The organism is Myxococcus virescens (assembly GCF_900101905.1).
Lineage (GTDB): Bacteria > Myxococcota > Myxococcia > Myxococcales > Myxococcaceae > Myxococcus > Myxococcus virescens.
The window spans coordinates 270,270-291,003 of the sequence record NZ_FNAJ01000001.1 but is presented as its reverse complement, the minus strand read 5'-3'; the positions used below and the strand labels follow the sequence as shown (position 1 = coordinate 291,003).

The 20,734-nt window shown below is 66.9% G+C and carries 18 protein-coding genes; 9 read left to right on the top strand and 9 right to left on the bottom strand.

What is annotated here, in order from left to right; genetic code table 11:
• Nucleotides 1–48: 48 nt before the first annotated feature.
• A complete protein-coding gene (locus BLU09_RS01190) occupies nucleotides 49–1,011 on the top strand; it encodes a M23 family metallopeptidase (protein ID WP_090484487.1) in 963 nt (320 codons plus the stop codon).
• A gap of 65 nt (nucleotides 1,012–1,076) precedes the next feature.
• On the opposite strand, the gene BLU09_RS01185 is transcribed toward BLU09_RS01190, so the two are convergent.
• Nucleotides 1,077–1,346, bottom strand: a complete 270-nt coding sequence (locus tag BLU09_RS01185) for an HU family DNA-binding protein (RefSeq protein ID WP_002635502.1) — start codon at nucleotides 1,344–1,346, stop codon at nucleotides 1,077–1,079.
• A 324-nt stretch (nucleotides 1,347–1,670) separates the two neighbouring features.
• On the opposite strand from BLU09_RS01185, the gene BLU09_RS01180 reads away from it, so the two are divergent.
• Nucleotides 1,671–3,287 (top strand): right-handed parallel beta-helix repeat-containing protein, encoded by a 1,617-nt coding sequence (locus BLU09_RS01180; RefSeq protein WP_244171336.1) that lies wholly within the window; start codon nucleotides 1,671–1,673, stop codon nucleotides 3,285–3,287.
• A gap of 40 nt (nucleotides 3,288–3,327) precedes the next feature.
• Here the strand turns inward: BLU09_RS01180 and BLU09_RS01175 are convergent, their stop codons facing one another.
• The gene (locus BLU09_RS01175) at nucleotides 3,328–4,491 is read right to left on the bottom strand and encodes an alpha/beta fold hydrolase (protein ID WP_090484484.1); all 1,164 of its coding nucleotides are present in this window, start codon (nucleotides 4,489–4,491) and stop codon (nucleotides 3,328–3,330) included.
• A gap of 93 nt (nucleotides 4,492–4,584) precedes the next feature.
• Between BLU09_RS01175 and pssA the strand changes: the two genes are divergently transcribed.
• The 4 genes from pssA (at nucleotide 4,585) to BLU09_RS01155 (ending at nucleotide 8,924) form a co-directional block, all read left to right on the top strand.
• The gene (pssA, locus tag BLU09_RS01170) at nucleotides 4,585–5,451 is read left to right on the top strand and encodes a CDP-diacylglycerol--serine O-phosphatidyltransferase (protein WP_090484482.1); all 867 of its coding nucleotides are present in this window, start codon (nucleotides 4,585–4,587) and stop codon (nucleotides 5,449–5,451) included.
• 111 nt (nucleotides 5,452–5,562) lie between these two features.
• On the top strand, nucleotides 5,563–6,828 hold the full coding sequence (locus tag BLU09_RS01165; RefSeq protein ID WP_090484480.1) for a CinA family nicotinamide mononucleotide deamidase-related protein: 1,266 nt from the start codon (nucleotides 5,563–5,565) through the stop codon (nucleotides 6,826–6,828).
• Nucleotides 6,825–8,357, top strand: coding sequence for a hypothetical protein (locus tag BLU09_RS01160; protein ID WP_090484478.1), 1,533 nt, complete (start codon nucleotides 6,825–6,827; stop codon nucleotides 8,355–8,357). The genes BLU09_RS01165 and BLU09_RS01160 overlap by 4 nt, the downstream gene beginning before the upstream one ends.
• A gap of 57 nt (nucleotides 8,358–8,414) precedes the next feature.
• On the top strand, nucleotides 8,415–8,924 hold the full coding sequence (locus tag BLU09_RS01155) for a DUF1285 domain-containing protein (RefSeq protein WP_186817702.1): 510 nt from the start codon (nucleotides 8,415–8,417) through the stop codon (nucleotides 8,922–8,924).
• Here BLU09_RS01155 and recA read toward each other — a convergent pair.
• On the bottom strand, nucleotides 8,921–9,949 hold the full coding sequence (gene recA / locus BLU09_RS01150) for a recombinase RecA (protein WP_090484474.1): 1,029 nt from the start codon (nucleotides 9,947–9,949) through the stop codon (nucleotides 8,921–8,923). The two genes, BLU09_RS01155 and recA, sit on opposite strands and share 4 nt — an antisense overlap.
• Nucleotides 9,950–10,244: 295 nt before the next feature.
• Here recA and BLU09_RS01145 point away from each other — a divergent pair, with 295 nt between their 5' ends.
• Nucleotides 10,245–11,630 carry an NAD(P)/FAD-dependent oxidoreductase gene (locus BLU09_RS01145; protein ID WP_090484472.1) on the top strand — a complete coding sequence of 462 codons (1,386 nt, stop codon included), beginning with the start codon at nucleotides 10,245–10,247 and terminating at the stop codon, nucleotides 11,628–11,630.
• A gap of 15 nt (nucleotides 11,631–11,645) precedes the next feature.
• Here BLU09_RS01145 and BLU09_RS01140 read toward each other — a convergent pair whose 3' ends face one another.
• A complete protein-coding gene (locus tag BLU09_RS01140; RefSeq protein ID WP_090484470.1) occupies nucleotides 11,646–13,289 on the bottom strand; it encodes a YifB family Mg chelatase-like AAA ATPase in 1,644 nt (547 codons plus the stop codon).
• Nucleotides 13,290–13,486: 197 nt separating this feature from the next.
• Here BLU09_RS01140 and BLU09_RS01135 point away from each other — a divergent pair, with 197 nt between their 5' ends.
• Nucleotides 13,487–14,161: a hypothetical protein gene (locus BLU09_RS01135; protein WP_090484468.1), complete on the top strand. Its 675-nt coding sequence runs from the start codon at nucleotides 13,487–13,489 to the stop codon at nucleotides 14,159–14,161.
• On the opposite strand, the gene BLU09_RS01130 is transcribed toward BLU09_RS01135, so the two are convergent.
• The 5 genes from BLU09_RS01130 to BLU09_RS01110 form a co-directional block, all read right to left on the bottom strand.
• Nucleotides 14,062–14,685, bottom strand: coding sequence for a DUF2378 family protein (locus tag BLU09_RS01130; RefSeq protein WP_090484466.1), 624 nt, complete (start codon nucleotides 14,683–14,685; stop codon nucleotides 14,062–14,064). The genes BLU09_RS01135 and BLU09_RS01130 overlap by 100 nt on opposite strands.
• A gap of 78 nt (nucleotides 14,686–14,763) precedes the next feature.
• Nucleotides 14,764–15,264 carry an ExbD/TolR family protein gene (locus BLU09_RS01125; protein ID WP_090484464.1) on the bottom strand — a complete coding sequence of 167 codons (501 nt, stop codon included), beginning with the start codon at nucleotides 15,262–15,264 and terminating at the stop codon, nucleotides 14,764–14,766.
• Nucleotides 15,264–15,680 (bottom strand): ExbD/TolR family protein, encoded by a 417-nt coding sequence (locus BLU09_RS01120; protein WP_090484462.1) that lies wholly within the window; start codon nucleotides 15,678–15,680, stop codon nucleotides 15,264–15,266. The genes BLU09_RS01125 and BLU09_RS01120 overlap by 1 nt, the downstream gene beginning before the upstream one ends.
• Before the next feature lie 125 nt (nucleotides 15,681–15,805).
• Nucleotides 15,806–16,489, bottom strand: coding sequence for a MotA/TolQ/ExbB proton channel family protein (locus BLU09_RS01115; RefSeq protein ID WP_090484460.1), 684 nt, complete (start codon nucleotides 16,487–16,489; stop codon nucleotides 15,806–15,808).
• A gap of 71 nt (nucleotides 16,490–16,560) precedes the next feature.
• On the bottom strand, nucleotides 16,561–17,316 hold the full coding sequence (locus BLU09_RS01110; RefSeq protein ID WP_090484458.1) for an energy transducer TonB: 756 nt from the start codon (nucleotides 17,314–17,316) through the stop codon (nucleotides 16,561–16,563).
• A gap of 234 nt (nucleotides 17,317–17,550) precedes the next feature.
• Between BLU09_RS01110 and BLU09_RS01105 the strand changes: the two genes are divergently transcribed.
• Nucleotides 17,551–20,733 carry a TonB-dependent receptor gene (locus BLU09_RS01105; RefSeq protein WP_244171335.1) on the top strand — a complete coding sequence of 1,061 codons (3,183 nt, stop codon included), beginning with the start codon at nucleotides 17,551–17,553 and terminating at the stop codon, nucleotides 20,731–20,733.
• Nucleotide 20,734: the final 1 nt, after the last annotated feature.

Sequence of the window (20,734 nt, the reverse complement as noted above, 5' to 3'; positions counted from 1 at the left end):
GGGTGGGGAAGGAGCGCTCCGGGCGGGCCATGGTAGGCTCGCACCGCCGTGCGCCGCCTCAGCCTCCTCGCCTTCGCCACAGCTTGTGCCTGCGCTACCCGTGGCGCGGAGCCGAAGATGAGTTTCGAGGAGCTCTACGCCACCTCGGCTTCGCAATCCCGCGCGCCAGATGCAGCGCCCGCGCCCCTTCGAGTGCGACCGCCCGCGCCGGAGACGGCTCCGGAGCTGCATGCCGTGCTCGCCGCCTTCGCGTCGCGAGCACAGGACCTTCGTCAGCAGGTGGCGCGAGGCGGGACGATGCCCGCCGCCCAGGTGGAGAATTGGGAGCAGGTGACCTTCGCATTGGACGGCTTCCTGTCGCGTCCCGCGGCGCCGCGCGTCGGCTCGGGTGATTTGCTGCAGGCCCAGAGCGTCCTGGAGGCCGAACTGGAGCGGGACGGCTTCACCTATGGCGACATGCCGGCCCCGCTGGCCGAGGCGGTGGTGTTGCGCGTGGGCCGACTGGCGGTGCGCACCGCCGAGCTGCGCCGCCTGGAGCAGCCGCCCGAGCCGGCCGAGGAGGCGCTTCCGCGCTTCTCCTGGCCGGTGGAGCCGGTGTCCGTCACCAGCCTCTTCGGTTACCGCTGGCACCCCGTGACAGGCGTGCACCGGCGCCACCTGGGCGTCGACCTGGCCGCGACGCAGGGCCAGCCCATCTACACGGCGGACAAGGGCGTGGTGCTGCGCGCGGGCCACAATGGCGACCATGGCCTCCAGGTGGAGGTCCAGCATGAGGGGCGCTGGGTGACGCGCTACAGCCACCTGTCCCGCGTGCTGGTGGACCCCGGCGAGGTCCTGGAGCGAGGCAACGCCGTGGGGCTGGCCGGGGAGACAGGGCTGGCCACCGGCGTCCACCTCCACTTCGAGCTGTGGCGTGACGGCCGGCCCATGGACCCGCTGGAGGCGCTGGGGGACGCGGAGCCGCCTCCAGAGCCCGTGCCGTCGGTGGCTCGTGGACCCGGAAGCCGCTAGCCCGCAATGCAACAGGGGCGCCCCCTTTCGGGTGAGCGCCCCTGAGCGAAATCCCTGGCGATGGCCTAGAGGGAGTTCTTCAGCTCCTTGGCGGGCCGGAAGCCGATCGTCTTCGACGCCTTGAGCTTCATCATCTCGTTGGTCTGGGGGTTGCGAATCTTGCGAGCCTTGCGCGACCGAACCGACCAGGTTCCAAAGCCGGGATAGCTGAAGCGGGCGTCTTTCTTCACCGCCTTACCGATATTGGTGAAGACGATGTCGAGGATCTGCGCCGCCGACTTCTTGGTGAGACGTGTCTGCGCCGCCACCACCTCGACGAGTTCTGCCTTGGTCATTACGCCCCTCCGTCCGTTGTCTGGCCTTGAAGTGCTTTAACCCGGCTGGTGGTAACAAATCGCTCTTTTCCCTGTCAATGCCGGCTGCGGTTTGGAGCCGGAAAATCGGCCTCCAGACGAAAAGTTGGCCCTCTGAAACACCGGGCGTAGGAAGAGCGTGGAGCGTCGCTTCCGATACATCACTGCGACCCATCCACGGTGAATTGGAAAAAGCTGTGTGTGATCGTATTTTGAAGAAAGTCTTTGGAATATTGATCACTTGCGAAGGGGTGCTGATCGCGAGCGCGTGAGCCCTGGCGGGAAGGCGCTAGGATGCTTGCTTGCGTGCGTTTTCGAACCTTCCTGCCTTTGATCCTGCTGCTCGCCAGCGCCTGTCGGAGCACTCCGCATCACGAGGCGCAACCAGCCGCGTCGTCCCTGCCCCCCGGCACCCTCTGGGTGGACGCGGCTGGCGCGGAGCCTGGCGACGGCTCGCGTGAGCGCCCGCTGCGCCAGCTCGGCGAGGCACTGGCGCGGCCCGGAGCCCGGACCGTGCGGGTAGCCCCGGGGCGCTACACAGGGCCGTTCCTGATCCCACCCGGAGTTCGGGTGGAGGGGCAGGGGCCGGGGGTGGTGCTGCAGGCAGCGGGCGCTGCTCGCACGGTCATTCAGGTGGGTGGGGGTGTGGAATTGTCGGGCTTGGTCGTTCAGGGTGGACTCTGGGGGTTGGAGGTCACGGACGGCGGCCATGTCCGGCTGGCGCGAGTGGGCTTCAGCGGGCAGGTGACGGGAGCGGTGCGTGTGGAGGCCGGGCGGCTGGATGTGGAGGACAGCCGGTTCGAGGCGGCGCCAGCGGCCATGGTGGGGGTGTTGCTGGAAAGCGGACGGGCAAAATCTCCGGAGGGCGGCGAGCAATCGGCACCGCGCGGCGCCTCGTCCAAGCCCGAGGTGCTGTCGAACACGGACGGATCCATGCACGTACCTCACGACAGCGAGGCCGCCACGGGGGCTGGAGCGAAGCAGGAAGGCCCGAGACATGCCGGAGCCCTCGTGGAGGCCCACATCCGAGGGAGCACCTTCACCGGCCCCTACCGTCGAGCCGTGCGGCTGCGCGGCGCGGACGTGCGGGCCACGTTGGAGGACCTTCAGTTCACGGGTGCCGCGACGGCGGTCGGCGTGGACGGTGCGTACGCCGAGGTGCGGCGCTCCACCGCGGAAGGTGGGCAGGCGGCGGCTTTCTCGGTGATGGACGGCACCCTCATCCTGGATGAGGTCTCCGTGACGGGGCACGAGTACGGCGTGTCCGCCATGCAAGCACGCAGGCTCGACGTGCACCGCTTCACGTCGGTGCGGGCCATTCGGGCCGGCATGGGACTGTTGATGTCACGCGTCCGGCTCCGGGACATCGTGGTGCGGGACAGCGGCGCCTACGGCGGGCTTCAGTTCTCGGGCGGGGACCTGGACGTCCAGGGCGTTCGGGTGGACGGCGCCGCCGAGTACGGGGTGATGGCGCTGCGTGGAAAGATACGGCTTCGTGACGTGGACATTCGCCGGGTGCACACGGCGGACGGTGTCACCGGGGATGGCCTGCACCTGCGTCAGGTCGAAGCGGACGTGGAGGGCGTCGTGGTGCGCGATGCACAGGGGGCGTGTGTCCTCGCGGCGCAGAATGCCCGCGTGTCACTGCGGGGCGCGAAGCTGGAGACGTGCGGGTACGTGGGCCTGCTATCGGACACCCTGGCGCGCATGAACGCCGCCAACGTGGACATTCAAGGGGCGGCGACGGCGTTGGGCGCTCTGGGAGACGGCGAGCTGCGTGTGGAATCCCTCTCCGCGAGTGGCCTGGAGACGGGGTTCGTCCATGCGGAGTGCGAGGGCGCCACGCAGGTGCACCTGAAGAAATTCCGCTCCGAGGACACGCGAGGCCTGTCGGCGCGCTGTGTCCACACCAGCCCGAAGTGAACCGGCACGACAGCAACGGTTGCTCCCTCCCGCTGGATGCTCACGGGACGGAGCGCTCCGGCTCGCGAGGCTCCTCTTCCACTGGGTTGGGAGCGGGGGCGGTGATGGCGGCGGGCAGGGCGGAGGCATGTCGCTCCAGCCACTCGCGGATGACGGGATAGACCTCCGACGGGGCGCCGGTGCCGAAGATGAGGTCCCCGTGCCCGTAGTTCATTTTGTCGCCATGGTCCGTGCCGAAGATATGCAGCGTGCGGTCTGGCGCGGTGGCGAGCGCGAACTGCGACTCCACGTTGGCCGGCGTGGCCAGCCGGTCCGAACTGCCACCCATGATGAGCAGCGGAAGCTGGAGCTGTGCGATGCCAGCGCGCCAGTCCTTCGTGCGGTCGAAGGAGCGGAACATGTCGTGCTCAATCCAGTCCTGGAACTGAAGCAGCACCTTGCGGCTCATCGACGACATCATGTTCGCGTAGACCTGCCGCTGGATGCGCGGAGGGATGTGCTTGGGGTTCACCAGCAGGTCCGACAGGGGCAGGTTGATGTAGCCCAGGAACGGCGCGAGGCTGGCGCTCATCCACTCCTGCCGGAAGCGTGCGGGCCAGGCGGCACGGACGCCCATGGAGATGAGCGTGCGCAGGAAGGGCTCCGACTTGAAGTGCACGGGAGCGCCCAGCGCGAGCAACCCCGCAAGCTTCTCCCCGTGCGGGCCTTGCGCGACGCCGTAGCCCACCAGCCCGCCCAGCGAATGGCCGAGCCAGAAGGCGCATTTCGCACCCGTCTCCTTCAACGCCAGCTCCAACAGCGCGGGTCCATCCTGGAGGATGTGGTCGTCGATGGTGAAGTCCGTGTACCTCCGGCCTCGAGGCGGCCGGCGTGAGTGCCCGGTGCCGCGCCACTCGACGCTGAAGCAGTCGAAGCCCGCTTCGGTCAGGTAGTGCGCGACGGAATAGGGTGGCTCGAAGTCGAAGGTGAACCGGTTCGCCGCGAGCCCGTGGCACAGCAACACGGGCTCCTCGAACCGGCGCACGGCCGCGCGTCGCGCGTGAATCACCAGCTCCCATCCGTCCTCGCAGCGGGCGCGGAGGACCTGGGGCAACTCCGCCCTGGGTCGGTACCATCGTCGCACGGCCACGACCCAAAGGACGTTCCACAGAACGAGTGCGACCCCAGCGACCAGTACCCACACCACCCACCGCGAAGCATCCATGCATCCTCCTTCTCAAAAATAAAACCCTGCTAAGGTCGGTTCACCCGCCGTCCTGCCGCCGGGAAGTCACGGCCATCAGAGGAAGTCGAGGGAATGATGAAGTTGCGGAAACTGATGTTCGTGCTGCCGAATCTCTTCACCGTCACGTCCATTTTCTGCGGCTTCTACGCCATCACCTTGTGCACGGGGGACGCCGAACCGGTGCAGCTGTACCAGGCGGCCCTGGCCATCTTCTTCGCCATGTTCTTCGACGGCTTCGATGGCCGGGTGGCCCGGTTGACGAAGACGCAGAGCGACTTCGGCGTACAGCTCGACAGTCTGGCGGACGTCATCTCCTTCGGAGCGGCGCCCGCTCTCCTGGTGTACAAGTGGGCGCTCGAGCCCCTGGGCTTCATGGGGCTGTTCATCGCGTTCTCCTTCGCGGCCTGTGGTGCATTGCGTCTGGCGCGCTTCAACGTGCTGGCGGCGCGCAACCCGCACGGAGGCGGTGGCAGCTTTTTCGTGGGCCTGCCCATCCCCGTGGCGGCCGGAATGCTGGTCTCCGTCATCATCTCCCACCATGCGGCGACGCAAGGGGAGCCCCTGGCCGAGAGCGCCGTGGTGCCCATGGCGGTGGCGGTGGCGGGCCTGGCGCTGCTGATGGTGTCGACGGTGCGCTACCGCACCTTCAAGGACACGCGGCCCAACCGGAAGAGCGCGCTGGCCTTCATGCTCGTGGTGGTGGGCGGCACGGTGATCGCCACGCAGTTGCACCCGGCCTGGGTGCTGGTGGCGTGCTGCGGCGCCTATCTCGCGCTGGGGCTGGTGGAGTCGGCGGTGCTGGTCCGCAGCCGGCTGGCCGCTCGCAAGGGGGCGGCCCCCTGCGCGGTGGCCGCGGTCGCGGTGGCCACGGTCATCGACGACGAGGAAGAAGAGGACGCGGAGTCCAGCCAGGGCAACGACGGGCCCGCGTACCTCTGACCTGGAGGACGCTGTTTCCCGCTCGGCTCCCTTCCAGACCAGGGGGCGTTGCGGCTTGAGTGCGCTTCGGTCCGTGCCCAGCCGTCCGGCTGCCGCTAGGATGCGCGGCCCATGCGCGTCGAGCTGCTGTGCACCGGTGACGAGCTCGTCACCGGCCTCATTACGGACACGAACAGCACGTACCTGGAGGCCCGCCTCTTCGACCTTGGCGTCAAGGTGGAGCGCGTGGTCCTGGTGGGTGACGTGCGGCCGGACATCACCCAGGCGCTGAAGGAAGCCGCATCGCGCGCGGACGTGGTGGTGGTTTCGGGGGGCCTGGGGCCCACGGCGGACGACTTCACCCTCGAATGCGCCGCGGAGGCCGCGGGCGTGCCGCTGGAGGAGGATGCCCAGGTCCTCGACTGGCTGCACCTGCGCTACGCCGCGCGAGGCCTGTCGCCCAACCCGAGCGCCCTGCGCATGGCCCGCGTCCCCCGGGGCTCCGAGCCCGTGAGGAACCCCGAGGGCTCCGCGCCACTCGTCGTGATGAAGCTGGGGGGCGCCCAGTTGTTCTTCCTTCCGGGGGTGCCCCGTGAGTTCAAGGCGCTCTTGGAAGGCGAGGTGCTGCCGCGGATCCGCGCGACGCTGGACGCCCGCCCCGAGCGCACCTACCGGGCCTTCCGGCTGCTGCGCACGGTGGGCATCCCGGAGTCGGAGCTCGACATGGCGGTTGCCCCCATGGGTCCCCGGCATCCCCGCATCGTGTTCGGCTTCCGCACCCACGCCCCCGAAAACCACCTGAAGCTGATGGCGGAGGCCTCCTCCCAGTCGGAGGCGGATGCCGCGCTCGCCGCCGTGGAGGTGGAGTGCCGCCAGATGCTGGGCACGAAGCTCTTCGGTGTGGACTCGGAATCGTACGCCGCGGTGGTCCTCGAAACGCTTCGTCGGGCGGGCGCCACGCTGGCGGTGGCGGAGAGCTGCACCGGCGGCCTCATCGCCCAGCAGCTCACGGCCGTGCCGGGCTCCAGCGAGGTCTTCATCGGCGGCGCGGTGGTGTACTCGGAGAAGATGAAATCCGCATGGGTAGGCGTTCCCCCCGACGTGCTCGCACGGCACACGGCTGTCTCGCGCGAGACGGCCGAGGCCATGGCGGAGGGCGTGCGCGATGCCTGTGGCACGACCTACGGCCTGTCGGTGACGGGATACGCGGGGCCTGGCGGCGGCACGCCGGAGGACCCCGTTGGCACCGTGTACTGCGCGCTGTCGGCGCCTGGCGTGCCCACCCGCTGTGAGCGCATCTCTGTCACCGGCGACCGCGACCGCGTGCGTCTGTTCGCTGCTTCCCACACGCTTGAAATGCTGCGGCAGCACCTGCTCGCCGCGTCCGCGACCCCATGAGCCGTTCCAAGTCCAAGCGCCCCCGTCCGCCCACCTCCGAGCCGGGAGCTTCCGAACCGCCCGCGTCAGGAGCGCCCGCTGTCGCGCCCGTCGCTCCGCACCAGGAGGCGGGGCCCGCAGCCGCCAGCGCGCCAGTCCCTTCCGCCGAGCCCGAAGCCGCCCCGCCTTCGGTGTCACCGCTCGCGTCCTCACCGGGCACCCCCGTGTCGGGAGGCCTGCCGCTGAACGTCGGGCGTGTGTGGCTGTCCGCCTACCGCGTGGAGGTGGTGCTGTTCGTGGTCGCCTTCGTGGTGCTCGCCAGCTTCAGCTCCCAGCGCTTCCTGCGCCAGAGCGCCGCGCCTCACTTCGTCTATCAGGCCCAGGCGTGGATGGAGGGGCGGCTGGACGTGGACCCGCAGGTGCTGCCCAACATGGAGGACTGGGCCTGCGTCCGCATGGTGAACGGCGACAAGGTCCGTTGCACCGGACGCCCGCTCCCAACGGACCGCTGGTTCGTGAGCTTCCCGTCCTTCCCCGCGGTGGCGATGTTGCCCTTCGTCGCACTGCACGGCTACCAGTTCAACGACACCTCGTTCGGAGTCATCGTCGGTGCGCTGGCGGTGGCGCTCTTCTTCTCGCTGCTTCGCTTCCTGGCGAAGGAAGGGGAGACGGAGCGCAACCGCAACGAGAACGTGGCCCTGGCGCTCATCCTCGCCTTCGGCACCCTGTTCTTCTATTGCGCCATCCGGGGAGAGGTCTGGTTCAGCGCCGAGGTGATGGGCGTGGCGCTCACCTGTCTCTACGTGCGCAACGCCGTTCGGGCGCATCGTCCGCTGCTCGCGGGCCTGTTCTTCTCCATGGCGACGCTCACGCGGACGCCCTTGCTCTTCACGGGGCTCTTCTTCGTGCTGGAGGCGCTGTGTCCCGGGCCGGAGCCTCGCCTGGCGCAGCTCAAGGCCCTGGCGCGGAACTGGAAGCCCGCCGCGAAGAAGCTGGGCCTCTTCACGTTGGGCGCCGCGCCGCTTGCGGGGCTCGCTGCCGCGTACAACGTCTACCGCTACGGCCGGCTGAGCGAGTTCGGGCACGCGTACCTCTTCAACAACCGCGTCAACGCGGACATCGACCGCACGGGGCTCTTCAATTGGGAGTACCTGCCACGAAACCTGGAGGCGGCCTTCCTCAAGCTGCCCTCGGTGTCCTTGTCCCCGCTGAAGCTGGGTTATGACCCGCACGGGCTGACGCTGCTGCTGACGCTGCCGCTGCTCGTCTTCCTGTTGGTGCCGAAGACGCGCCCGCGCCTGCATTGGCCGGTGTGGCTCACCGTGGCGGTGTGTGCGCTGCCCGGGCTCTTCTATCAGAACACCGGTTACATGCAGTTCGGCTTCCGGTTCAGCCTCGACTACACGCCCTACCTCCTCCTGCTCTTCGCATTGGGGGGCTGGTCCCTGCGGAATCGGGCGGTGATGGCCGCGGTGGCGCTTGGCGTGTTGGTGAACTTCTGGGGAGCTGTGGCTTTTCGCGGCTACACGGAACTTGTTCGGAACTGGTAGCGCACCCCGTTTCATGGGCTTGAATCCTTCGCGCTCCACGCGCAGATGAGAGACGTCATGCAACCACCCACTGGACAGCCGCCTCCCGGCAAGCGCTGGCACACCCGTGAGGACAGCGGCATCCGCCTCGACGCCAGGATGCGCTGGTGGCACGACGACGAGCCCATCCTCCATCCCAAAATCATCGAGCTCTTCAACGCCTCGCTCGTGCTGGATGACGCGGACCGCTACCAGCTCCGCATCGGCAACGACTGGTGCTTCATCCAGGTGGAAGGCGCCGCCTACGAGGTCCGGACCGTAGACGTCACTCCCGACGAGCGGGTGTCTGTGCGTCTGAGCGACCGCACCGCCGAGGCGCTGGACGTCGCCAGCCTGCATCTGGACGCGGACGGCGTGTTGTCCTGCCGAGTGAAGCAGGGGCGGGCCCAGGCGCGCCTCTCGCGCGACGCGCAGTACCAACTCGGACAGCTCCTGGAGGAAGGGCCTGACGGCGGGCTCGTGCTGAATGTCGGTCAGCGCAAGCTCGCCGTCCCAGTCGAGCTGGACGCGTTGGCGTCCTCCGTCTAGGCCGCGACCTCTACCGGCGCGGGCGAGGAGGGCAGGGCGGAAGTCCCCGTAATCTCCTTGCCCAGCGCTTCCAGCACGTCGGGATGTTCGCGCAGCCACTCGGCGGCGCGCTCCCGGCCCTGGCCGATGCGTTCGCCGCGCAGGCTGAAGTGGCTCCCCGACTTCTCGATGAGGCCCGTGGCCACGCCGAGGTCGAGCACTTCCCCCACGCGGTGGATGCCGCTGCCGTACATGAGGTCGAACTCCGCTTCCTGGAAGGGCGGGGCGACCTTGTTCTTCACCACCTTCACGCGCGCCTTCGAGCCCACGACGGCATCACCGTCCTTGATGTTGCCCGTGCGGCGAATCTCCATCCGCACGGATGCGTAGAACTTCAGCGCATTGCCACCCGTGGTGGTTTCCGGATTGCCGAACATCACGCCAATCTTCATCCGAATCTGGTTGATGAAGATGATGCACGTGCCCGAGCGGCTCACCGCGCCCGTCAGCTTGCGCAGCGCCTGACTCATCAGCCTCGCCTGGACGCCCATGTGCGCGTCCCCCATCTCGCCCTCGATTTCGGCCCGTGGCACCAGGGCCGCCACCGAGTCGACGACGATGAGGTCCACCGCGCCGGAGCGCACCAGGTGCTCCGTGATTTCCAGCGCTTGTTCGCCGGTGTCGGGTTGCGACACGAGCAACTCCTCCACTCGGACGCCCAGCTTTCGCGCGTAGGACACATCCAGCGCGTGCTCCGCGTCGATGAAGGCCGCCACGCCACCCGCCGCCTGCACCTGTGCAATCGCATGCAGGGTGAGCGTCGTCTTGCCCGAGGACTCGTTCCCGAAGACCTCCACCACACGGCCCCGGGGGTAGCCGCCCACGCCCAGCGCGCGGTCCACTCCCACCGAGCCAGAGGGGATGACGGCGACCTTCTGTTCGCGCGCTTCCCCGCCCAACGCCATCACCGAGCCTCGTCCGAACTGCTTCTCGATGCTCGCTACCGCCGCCGCCACCGCCTTCAGCTTCTCCGCCAGCTTGCTCATCGCGTCTGTCACTCCCTCGCCGCCCTTGCTGTGTTGGGTGCCGCATCCAGGGACGCCGTCATGGCGCCACCAGCGCGGCGGGCAGACAGGTGAGCAACACCTGTGCCGTCCCGCTTCTCCTCCTGTGAGACGGGAGTACAGGTGTCCGGGTACGTGGCTGTGTGTCCGGGAGCGTGGAGTGTGCGCGTGCCACTCCCGCAGTCGGATGAGAAACAAGCATGGGAGCCCACGCCTGGCGGCATGGCGCATGGCGCTTTGCGTTGAAGATGGGCTGGACGGGTATGACCTTCCCTGCGTGAGCCCGAAATCAAAGCGCGAAGACCTGCCCCACGTGGTCATCCTCGGCGGTGGTTTTGCCGGCCTCTACGCCGCTCGCCATCTCTACAGGGCGCCCGTGCGCGTCACGATGGTGGACCGGCAGAATCACCACCTGTTCCAGCCTCTGCTCTACCAGGTCGCCACGGCGACGCTGAGTCCCAGCGAGATTGCGGCGCCGCTCCGGGCGGTGCTGGGGCACCATCAGGTGGCGGTGGTGCTGGCGGAAGTGACGGGCGTGGATACGGCTGGCAAGCGCGTGCTGCTCTCCGACGGGGAGCTGAAGTACGACTACCTCGTCATCGCTACAGGGGCCACACACTCCTACTTCGGCAATGACGCCTGGGCTCAGTTCGCCCCCGGCCTGAAGTCCATCGAGGACGCGCTGGCGATTCGTCGGCGGATCCTGGTGGCCTTCGAGCTGGCGGAGCGGGAGACGGACCCGGAGATTCGCCGCTCGCTCCTCAACTTCGTCATCATCGGTGCCGGACCCACGGGGGTGGAACTCGCGGGCTCGTTGGCGGAAATCAGCCGGCATTCGCTTCATGGCGACTTCCGGAACTTCGATCCGCGGGACGCGCGCATCATCCTCATCGAGGGCGTGGACAAGGTCCTGCCCGTCTATCCGGATGACCTGTCACAGAAGGCCTGCCGCACACTCGAGAAGCTGGGGGTGGAGGTCCGTACGGGAGCTCGGGTCACCAACATCACCGAGCAAGGGGTCTTCATCGGGCAGGAGTTCATCCCCGCGAGGACGGTGTTGTGGGCCGCGGGCGTGGCGGCATCGCCGGTGGCGAAGTCGTTGGGCGTCGAACTCGACCGCTCCGGGCGCGTGCTCGTCACCCCTGAGCTGACCGTGCCGGGCCACGACGATGTCTTCGTCGTCGGTGACCTGTCCTTGCTCAAGGATGCGGAGGGCAAGCCGGTGCCAGGCCTTGCTCCCGTGGCCATGCAGGAGGGCAAGCACGCCGCCCATAACATCCGCCGCCAGTTGCAGGGCAAGCCGATGGAGCCCTTCTCGTACTGGGACCGCGGCTCCTACGCGGTGATTGGCCGAGGCCACGCGGTGGGCATTGCCTTCCGCCGCTTCAAGCAGGCGGGCTTCGGTGCCTGGATGGCCTGGCTGCTCATCCACATCACCTTCCTCATCGGCTTCCGTAGCAGGCTGGCGGTGCTGCTCAACTGGGCCTTCTCGTACCTGACGTTTGGCAAGTCGGCGCGCATCATCACCGGCCCTTCGCCTCGCCTGGACCGGCTCCAGCCCCCCCGCGCCTTGCCGGAGGGCGGGCAGGCACCGTCCCTCCCGGAGCCCCGCATCCAGACGACGGCGTCTCACGCGGAGCCCGCGACGACCGGGACGCACTGACGCGCGCGGTGGCCCTCAGCCATCCAGGTCCTCCAGCGGGCTCGACCTGCCGGAGGGCCCGGTGTTCCGCCAAGCGGCGTCCTCCGGCGGAGGGACAGGGCGGGCTCCGTGAAGCTTGCCTTGCATCGCCCCTCGCCGGTCCAGCATGCGGCAGTTGATGGCGAGTTGCATGTCGGTCTGCTCGATGCGGTCGCGTCCCTCGAGGTCTGCCCGCGTGAGCGCCAGTTTCATGATGCGGTCATGGGCTCGCGCGGACAGGCCGAACATCCGCACCGCTTGCTGCAGCATGTGCTCGGCCCGTTCGCTCATGGCGCAGTACCGGCGCAGCAGGTGCGCGGGAAGCTGCGCGTTGCAGTGGATTCCCGGTTCATCGCGATAGCGGACGCGTTGACGCTCGCGCGCGACCTGGGCCCGCTCGCGGTAGTAGCGGCTCGAGGGCTCCTGGACCGTCGAGCGGGCCATGTGGTGATACTCCACCGGGCGCGTCTGCAGGCTGATGTCGATGCGGTCCAACAGGGGCCCGCTCACGCGCGTCATGTAGTCGAAGACGCGCTGCTCGCCGCAAGTGCAGGAGCGGCTGGGGACGTTGTAGTAGCCGCAGGGGCAGGGGTTCATCGCGGCCACCAACATGACCCGGCAGGGATAGGTGATGTTCTGGTTGGCGCGTGCCAGGTGGATGACGCCTTCCTCCATGGGCTGACGCAGAACCTCCAGCACGTTCCTCCGGAACTCTGGAAGCTCGTCGAGGAAGAGCACGCCATTGTGCGCCAACGAGAGTTCGCCAGGCCTCGCCGAGAGGCCGCCGCCCACCAGGCCCGCGTCGGAGAGGGTGTGGTGGGGCGCGCGGAACGGGCGCTCGCGCATCAACGCGTGGCCTTCACCCAGCAAGCCCAGCACCGAGTAGACCTTCGTCACCTCCATGGCCTCGGTGAACGTCATCTCCGGAAGGATGCCGGGCAGGCGCCGCGCCAGCATCGTCTTCCCCGAACCCGGTGGCCCGGACATCAAGACGTTGTGGCCCCCCGCCGCGGCGATTTCGAGGGCGAGCTTCAGGTCGGCCTGCCCGCGGACATCGGACATGTCAGGGGCCTGTCCCGTGGGCGCCAGAAGACTGGGTTCACGTTGCCGCCTGTATGGCGTGATGCTGCATGCCCCCGTCAGGTGGTTGACCGCCTCCCGCAGGGTCTTCACGGGAAAGACGCGCAGTTCTTCGACGAGCGCGGCCTCCGCGGCATTGGCCCAGGGCACCATGACGCCTTCGAAGCCGCCGTTGAGCGCCGCCACCGCCAACGGAAGCACGCCTTTGATGGGGCGGAGCGTGCCGTCCAGGGACAGCTCGCCTCCGAAGAGAAGCCGTTCCAGCGGGGCTTCATCCATCAGTTTCGCAGCCGCCAGGACGCCCAATGCAATCGGCAGTTCGAACGCCGCGCCTTCCTTCTTCAGATCCGCGGGCGCCAGATTCACGGTGATTCGCTTCTGGGGAAGCTCGAAGCCCGTGTTCTTCAGCGCGGAGATGACGCGGACCTTCGATTCCCGGACCGCGCCCTCTGCCTGCCCCACGACGTTGAAGTAGGGGAGGCCGAGCGCCATGTCGACCTCACACTCCACCACCACCACGTCGATACCCATCAACGCCCCCGACCGCACTCTCGCCAACATGTCCCGTCCTCTCGCCGTGCCGCGCGAAGTCCTTGAGCAATGCACGTACCGGGGCCCACCCCAGGCGTAGGCCCGCGCTCGCCAATCCACGCCGTCGGATGCCCATCCCAGCCTCGGGAGCTTGAGTTTCAGCCCCGTGGTATTTGTGAAGCCAGGGCTAGCCATGCCCTGACGAGTCCGGTAGCGTTTCACCCACCTTGGGGGACGCGATGGGGGCAAAGGCCGCAGTGGAATCGGGGGTCGTTCAGCAGCGCCGGCAGGTTCGTATCCGCAGGGCGGACATCAAGCGTGGCCAACGGATGAAGGTGGCGTTTGGCGTGTTCCGCTTCTGCCTCTACGGCATGGTGGGGCTCAGCGCCGAAATCTTCTTCTACAACCTGGTGCGCATCGCCCAGCACGTGCCGTTGCTGGAGGCGCTCTTCCGCTTCCAATGGCGCGTGGATGACCGGTTGGGGCTCAACGCCATCTGGGATACGCCCATCTCCACGGCGTATGGACAGTGCTCGCTGTGGATGTTCGTCATCTACGGCGTGGCGTGCTTCTTCTTCATCGAGCCGCTCTACCGCTGGATGCTGTACCAGCACACGGGCCTGCGAGCCGCTGTGTACGGCGTGGTCATCCTGCTCTTTGAAGGCTTCTCCGGTGTCATGCTGGAGCGGCTCACGGGATACCGCATCTGGTACTACGCGGATACCGGCGCCATTCTCTGGCAGATGACCTCGCTCTACATCCTGCCCATCTGGATGGTGACGGGCCTGCTGGCGGAGTTCATCTACAGGGAGCTGATGGACCCCGACCTCCTGGCGGCCTTGGAGTCTCCGCTGCCCGCCACGCCGGAAGAGACCGAGGCCTCGTTCCAGTTGATTCGGTAGACGCAGGCGTGGCCGTCGTAGCCGGACATCTCGATGACGATGTCCTGCGCACCGGCCACCCGCAGCCCCGCGTGGATGATGCCCGCGGTGAAGGCAGGGTAGGGGCCTACCTCGTTCATCCAGAGCTCGAACTGGGTGGGCCCCAGCTCACGCAGCTTGGATTCCGTGTAGTTGTTACCAGCCCGGAAGTTCTGCGTGGCCCGCATCAGCGTCCTGCGGGGCCCCAGCACGCGAAGCAATGAGAGGACGGCGCGTCCCAGCATCGTCTCGCGGAAGCCTTCGATATAGGCCTCTCCCAGCTTCCAGGTGCCCTGCTCGAGCGGGAGTTGGGGAAAGAGCTCCTCCGACGTGATGCGAAGGAACGTCATCCACGCGTCGAAGGTGTAGGCTGGCCGGAGCTTCTGCTCCACATCGAGCCCTGCCTGCCGCAGACGTGCCTTGCACTCAGGCGTCAGGCGCCCGTGCAGTGCCCGCAGGAACAGGGCTTCGATGGTCTGCTCAAAAATGAGAAGCTCGTCGGCCATGAGGAGTGAACTCTAGCCGACGAGCTTCTCGATGTGAACCACGTACCCACCCGGAGCGTAGGCTCCGGAAGAGGAGTCTCAGGGCGTGGGTGCGGGGGGCGGAGCCGGCGTATCGACCGACGTGCCCTGGATGATGGCGTTCTGCGGCAGCTCCGTGGCCATGCCCAGCACTTTCGCACCAGCGGCCTTCGCGCCGTCCAGCGCGGTGATGAGCCGCCCGTAGTTGGTGGCGTCATCCGCCATGAAGAAGACGACTTTGTCGTCGGCCTTCTTGGCGGCGAGCATGCGCTTGAGCCGCGTCACGTAGTCGGCGGGGGCAATCTTCTCCGTGTTGATGGAGTAGCCACCGTCCTTGTCGAGCTGCACCACCAACTGCTGGTCGTTCGGGTCGGGAGGCGTCGGCTCCTGTTCGACCTCGGTGTCCGGCACGCGCACCACGATGTCCTTCTCGAGGAGCGGCGTGACGACCATGAAGATGATGAGCAGCACCAGCACCACGTCGACCAGCGGCGTGACGTTGATCTCCGAGTTCGGCTGCGCCTGGGGCTTGACCCACTGTCGTTGCTTGCGGCCGGCCATTACTTCTTCTCCTCGACGCCCAGGGAGATCTGCTTGGCCTTGGACTTGCGAGCCACGTCCAGCACCTTGCGCACGTCACCGACGCTGAGCGCGTTGTCGCCCTTGAGCAGGATCTTCTTGCCTGGATCCTTCAACATCTCCTCGGTAAGCTTCTCCTGGAGCCCTTTCTCATCCACCTGGTCGTTCTCCACGAACACCTTCTTGTCCGGGGTGATGGAGAGGATGAGCGGGTCGGATTCCTTCCCTTTTCCTTCCTTCTCGATCTCGGTGGCCTTCGGGAGCTCCACGGACTTGCCACGCTGGAGCATCGGGGTGACGACCATGAAGATGATGAGGAGTACCAGCACCACGTCGACCAGCGGCGTGACGTTGATGTCGCTCTTGACGCTCCCCTTGGGGCCTGCTGACATTCCCATGTCTTTACCTGTTTCCTGGTAAGGAGGTGCCCGCCTTCACGGTGGGCCTCCAGCGCCCCGAAGAAGAGCTGGAGACAGGGTCACCGTGAAGGGCATCGGGTCGTCCCCGACTCGCCCGGGACGGCTCAGGCGGCGTTCGAGGAGTGCGCGCCACCACCCAGGTGGCGGGCAACCACGTCCAGGAACTCGTTGGACGACTCGGAGATGTCCACCGAGCGCGCGTCCACCCAGCCCTGCAGGAAGTTGTACGCCATCACTGCGGGGATGGCCACGAGCAGACCGAAGGCCGTGGTGATGAGCGCCTCGGCGATACCGGCGGAGATCGTGCCGAGACCACCGGAGCCCGCCTGCGCCATCAGCTGGAAGGCGTTGACGATACCCATCGTGGTACCGAGCAGACCGACGAACGGCGCCGTGGAGCCGACCGTGGCCAGCAGGCCCAGACCGCGCTTCATGCTCTGGACCTCACGCTGCGCCTGACGCTCCAGCGCGCGCGCCACCGACTCCACCGCCACGTCCTTGTTGTTCGGGCTGATCCGGTACGCCGTCAGTCCGGAGTTGATCACCCGGCCCAGGTGGCCCACATCCTTGCCCAGGTTGGTGTTGGCGGCCGTGTTCAGGTCGCCTTTGGCCAGGATGGCACCCATCTTCGCGGCGAAGTTGCGGCTGTCAGACCGCGTCTTGCGGAAGACGATCATGCGCTCCGCCAACACGACCAGCGAGGCGATGGACATGATGCCCAGGGTGAAGATGATCATACGGGCGAAGAGGCCCGTGTGATCCCAGATTTCTGCGAGAGTGAATTGCATGGTTGGGTTGAGCGCTCCTCCTCACGAGCGCGGGGTAGTCAGCAATACGCCTCTAGACGACGCGCCCGGACTCAGCGCGGCAGCTTGAAGTTCAGGGTGAAGGTGTAGTCCACCTGCACAGGACGGCCCTGGAACGTGACCGGCTTGTAGCGCGACGACGCCAGCGCGTCCAGGACGGCCCGGTCCATGTGGGGCAGGGGCTTGATGATCCGGCAGTTCTCCACTCGACCTTCCACGGTGACGATGCACTTCACGATCATCGTTCCCTGGACGCGAGCCTCGAGCGCCTCACGAGAGTACTCGGGCTGAGGACCCGACAGCTTCTCCGGCCGCGTCATGCCCGCACCGAACGGAAGCACGTCGGTTCCCGTCCCGCCAAGCTGGCCGCCGACCACGCCGCCAATCACACCACCGACGACGCCACCGACGACGCCGCCCACCACGCCACCTTCCACGCCGCCCTCGACGGCTTCTTCGCTCGCCTCTTCTTCTTCAGCGGGAGGCTCTTCGGAGGGCTCCACTTCCTTCGGGACCTCCTTCGGAATCTCCTTCGGCTGGACGATGGCGTCCGGCTTCTTGGGCTTCTTGGGCTGCGTCTTCGGCTTGCTCGAAGAGGCAGGAGGCGGTGGAGGAGGAGGGGGCGGCGGAGGCGGTGCCATGGTCGCCTTCAGCGTGACCTCAATCTCCTTCTCCTCCTCGACGGGCGGTCGCGTCGACAGCCAGATGGAGAGGCCGAACAGCGCCACATGGAGGATAACCGAGACAGTAGCCCCGACGCCGAATCGCGACTTGGGCCCCTGACCACGGTCAAGGACTGAATCGAACATGCACTAGACTCCTCTTCACCAGTGGACACCCATTGGCGACGCTCCGCCCGGATGAAAGGGCGCGCTACCATACAGAAACGCGTTCCAGGTTCAAGCAAGCACGGTCGACGGACGGGGCGTGATCGCGCAATTGCCCCACTGGTTACCAAAAAGCAACGGTCTATTGACAACTGCTCGACCTCGGATATTTTCCCGGGTCATTTTCACTTGCAGCCCACCTTGGAGGGGTCTGGTATGCACTTGAACCGAGTGCTCCGGGAAACCGGAGTTGTTGTCGCCGCAGGTCTGCTGTACGGATCCGCGGCTTTCGCACAGTCGAGCACGATCATCGGTACGGTGATCGACGCTCAGAGTCGGCAGCCTGCCGCTGACGTCGTTGTGACCGCCACCTCGCCCAACCTTCAGGGTGAGCAGACGGTCGTCACCGACGCGCAGGGTAACTACCGCATCCCCCAGTTGCCCCCCGGCGACTATACCCTGCGGTTCGAGAAGGAGCAGTTCAAGCCGTACGCGCGTTCGGCCATCCAGCTGCGCCTCAACCGCACCATCCGCGTCAACGTGGAGCTGCTCCCCGAGGCGCTCGGTGAGGTGGTGGAGATCGTCGGCGCGCCCCCGACCATCGACGTGGGTTCCACGACGATGGGCGTGAACGTCGACCAGGAGTTCATCAAGCGCATCGCCGTTGCGCGTCCAGGTGGTAAGGGCGGCGCGACCCGCTCCTTCGAGTCCCTGGCCGAGCTCGCGCCTGGCGCCCAGAACGACAACTACGGCGTGTCCATCAACGGCTCGACCTCGCCTGAGAACGGCTACGTGGTGGACGGCCTGTCCACGAACGACCCGGCCTTCGGCGTGAACGCCAGCCCGTTGAGCATCGAGTTCGTGCAGGACGTGAACATCATCACCGGCGGTTACATGCCGGAGTTCGGCCGGTCCACCGGCGGCGTCATCAACGCGGTCACCCGGTCGGGCTCCAACGAGTTCCACGGCTCCGTGTTCGCGAACTGGACGCCGGGCACCCTCGAGGGTACCCGCAAGCAGGTTCGTGAAGAGGGCACGGTCATCACCGGCCAGAACCAGCTGCAGAACCTGGGCGACTTCGGCGCCACCCTCGGTGGTCCGATCCTCAAGGACAAGCTGTGGTTCTTCGCCGGCTTCGCGCCGTCGTTCACCCGCTACCAGCACACCCGCACGCTCAATGCGCTGCGCCTCGATGACGCGGGCAACCCCATCCGGGACGAGACCGACTTCTCGGTCGTGGATCCGATCCCCGGCTCGGCCACGAACTACTACGCCGACTCCCGTACCATTCAGTACATGGGTAAGTTGACGTACCTCATTAACCAGGACCACAACGTGTCGTTCGCCCTGAACGGCACGCCGACCTCGACGGGTGGCCTTGGGAAGCTGAGCGTCAATCCCCAGTCGGGAGGCCTGCCGGGCGTGCTGGCTTCCCGTCCGGGTGACTTCGGTCTCACGGAGACGAAGGCCAACACGACGTCGATGGCCCTCAAGTACGCCGGTGCCTTCGCGGACAAGAAGGTCCTCGTTGATGCGAACCTCGGTTGGTTCCATCAGACCGCGTCCACCCTGCCGGGTGACGGCAGCAACCTGGGCGATCGCACAGGCCTGGCTGGCTACTCGCGGATGGTGTACACGAGCCCGCGCCCGCTGACCCTGTTCGAGGCCCTGCCCGAGGGGCAGGAGGGTGCCTGCGGCAGCACGCCCGAAGAGCAGCTGATCCGCTGCCCGGTGACGGGCTACGCGGTGGGCGGCCCTGCCTTCATGAGCGACCAGACGCTGGATCGCTACCAGGCCAACGCGAAGGCCACCTACCTGCTGAACGCGCTGGGCACCCACGTGTTCAAGGCTGGCGTGGACGTCGAGTTGCTGTCGTTCGACCAGGTGAAGGCGTACGGCGGCGGTGTGTACTATCAGGAGGGTGGGAACTGGGCTGCTGGCCAGGGCCCCGCCGTGCACGATGCGCGTCGCTACGGGTATCAGACCGGCCCTGACTCTGCGGTGACGCAGTTCACCCAGAAGGCCAAGACGACCAGCACCACGGTCGGTGGCTTCCTCCAGGACTCCTGGTCCATCGCGAACCGGGTGACCCTGAACCTGGGCGTCCGCTACGACGTGCAGGCGCTCTACGGCGGCAACGGCGACCTCTCGCTGATGCTCGGCAATCAGTGGTCGCCGCGTATCGGCGCCATCGTCGACCCGTTCGCCAACGGCCGCGCGAAGGTGTTCGTGAACTTCGCTCGTTACTACGAGCAGGTCCCGCTCAACCTGATGGACCGCGCGTTCCCGGGTGAGAACCGCATCTCCGCGCGTCGCTCCCTCGCGGAGCCGGGCGAGGGCACGGCCACCTCGTGCGACCCGTCCAGCTTCGAGAGCCAGCAGGCTACGTGCAACACCGACGCGAACCTGCTTGCCATTCCGGAGAGCAGCCGCAACGTGAACCGCTTCTACACGGGCGGCACGGCAGGCGGCACACCGGTCGACCCGGACCTCAAGGCCCAGTCGTCCGACGAAATCGTGGTTGGCGCCGAGTACGAGGTGCTGGCGAACACCCGCCTGGGTGCGAGCTACACGCACAAGAACATGAACTCGGTCATCGAGGACATGAGCCGCGACGACGGCAACACGTACTTCCTCGGTAACCCCGGCAGCGGCTTCGCTGGTGAGTTCCCGGAGCCGGTTCGTAACTACGACAACGTCACCGTCTACCTGAACCGTACGTTCGCCGACGGCTGGCTCGCCCAGGCCAACTACACCTGGTCGCGCCTGTACGGTAACTACCCCGGTCTGTTCCGTCCTGAGACGGGCCAGCTCGACCCGAACATCCTCTCGGACTTCGACCTCATCGAGCTCCTGGAGAACCGCACGGGTCTGCTGCCGTTCGACCGCACGCACCAGATCAAGGTCTTCGGTGCGAAGGAGTTCAACATCTCGAACGCCCTGTCGGCGAGCGTGGGTGTCTCCTACCGCGGTAGCTCTGGTACGCCGATCAACTACTGGGGTAGCCACTGGGCCTACCTCCAGGACGAGTCCTTCGTCCTCCCCCGTGGTGCTGGCGGTCGTACGCCGTGGATCAACACCATCGACTCCAACATTGGCGTGAACTACCGCGTCAGCAAGGACAGCGTGGTGTCGTTCACCCTGGACGTGTTCAACCTCTTCAACTTCCAGGGCGTGAACACGGTCGACCAGACGTATACCGTGCGCGACATCAAGCCCATCCCGGGTGGCACGCCTGCTGACCTGGAGAACCTCCCGGGCCGCGTGGAGTTCCAGGACCAGGCGCCGCGTGATGAGCCCTTCGGCAGTGTCGACGGTGACGTGAACAAGAACTTCAAGAACCCGCTCTCGTACCAGGCGCCCCGTCAGGTCCGCTTCGGCATCCGGTACACGTTCTAAT

Coding starts and splice junctions, on each gene's coding strand:
- BLU09_RS01185 (WP_002635502.1), bottom strand. CDS start 1,346: ATGACCAAGGCAGAACTCGTCGAGGTGGTGGCGGCGCAGACACGTCTC.
- BLU09_RS01175 (WP_090484484.1), bottom strand. CDS start 4,491: ATGGATGCTTCGCGGTGGGTGGTGTGGGTACTGGTCGCTGGGGTCGCA.
- pssA (WP_090484482.1), top strand. CDS start 4,585: ATGATGAAGTTGCGGAAACTGATGTTCGTGCTGCCGAATCTCTTCACC.
- BLU09_RS01165 (WP_090484480.1), top strand. CDS start 5,563: ATGCGCGTCGAGCTGCTGTGCACCGGTGACGAGCTCGTCACCGGCCTC.
- BLU09_RS01160 (WP_090484478.1), top strand. CDS start 6,825: ATGAGCCGTTCCAAGTCCAAGCGCCCCCGTCCGCCCACCTCCGAGCCG.
- BLU09_RS01155 (WP_186817702.1), top strand. CDS start 8,415: ATGCAACCACCCACTGGACAGCCGCCTCCCGGCAAGCGCTGGCACACC.
- recA (WP_090484474.1), bottom strand. CDS start 9,949: ATGAGCAAGCTGGCGGAGAAGCTGAAGGCGGTGGCGGCGGCGGTAGCG.
- BLU09_RS01140 (WP_090484470.1), bottom strand. CDS start 13,289: ATGTTGGCGAGAGTGCGGTCGGGGGCGTTGATGGGTATCGACGTGGTG.
- BLU09_RS01130 (WP_090484466.1), bottom strand. CDS start 14,685: ATGGCCGACGAGCTTCTCATTTTTGAGCAGACCATCGAAGCCCTGTTC.
- BLU09_RS01125 (WP_090484464.1), bottom strand. CDS start 15,264: ATGGCCGGCCGCAAGCAACGACAGTGGGTCAAGCCCCAGGCGCAGCCG.
- BLU09_RS01120 (WP_090484462.1), bottom strand. CDS start 15,680: ATGGGAATGTCAGCAGGCCCCAAGGGGAGCGTCAAGAGCGACATCAAC.
- BLU09_RS01115 (WP_090484460.1), bottom strand. CDS start 16,489: ATGCAATTCACTCTCGCAGAAATCTGGGATCACACGGGCCTCTTCGCC.
- BLU09_RS01110 (WP_090484458.1), bottom strand. CDS start 17,316: ATGTTCGATTCAGTCCTTGACCGTGGTCAGGGGCCCAAGTCGCGATTC.
- BLU09_RS01105 (WP_244171335.1), top strand. CDS start 17,551: ATGCACTTGAACCGAGTGCTCCGGGAAACCGGAGTTGTTGTCGCCGCA.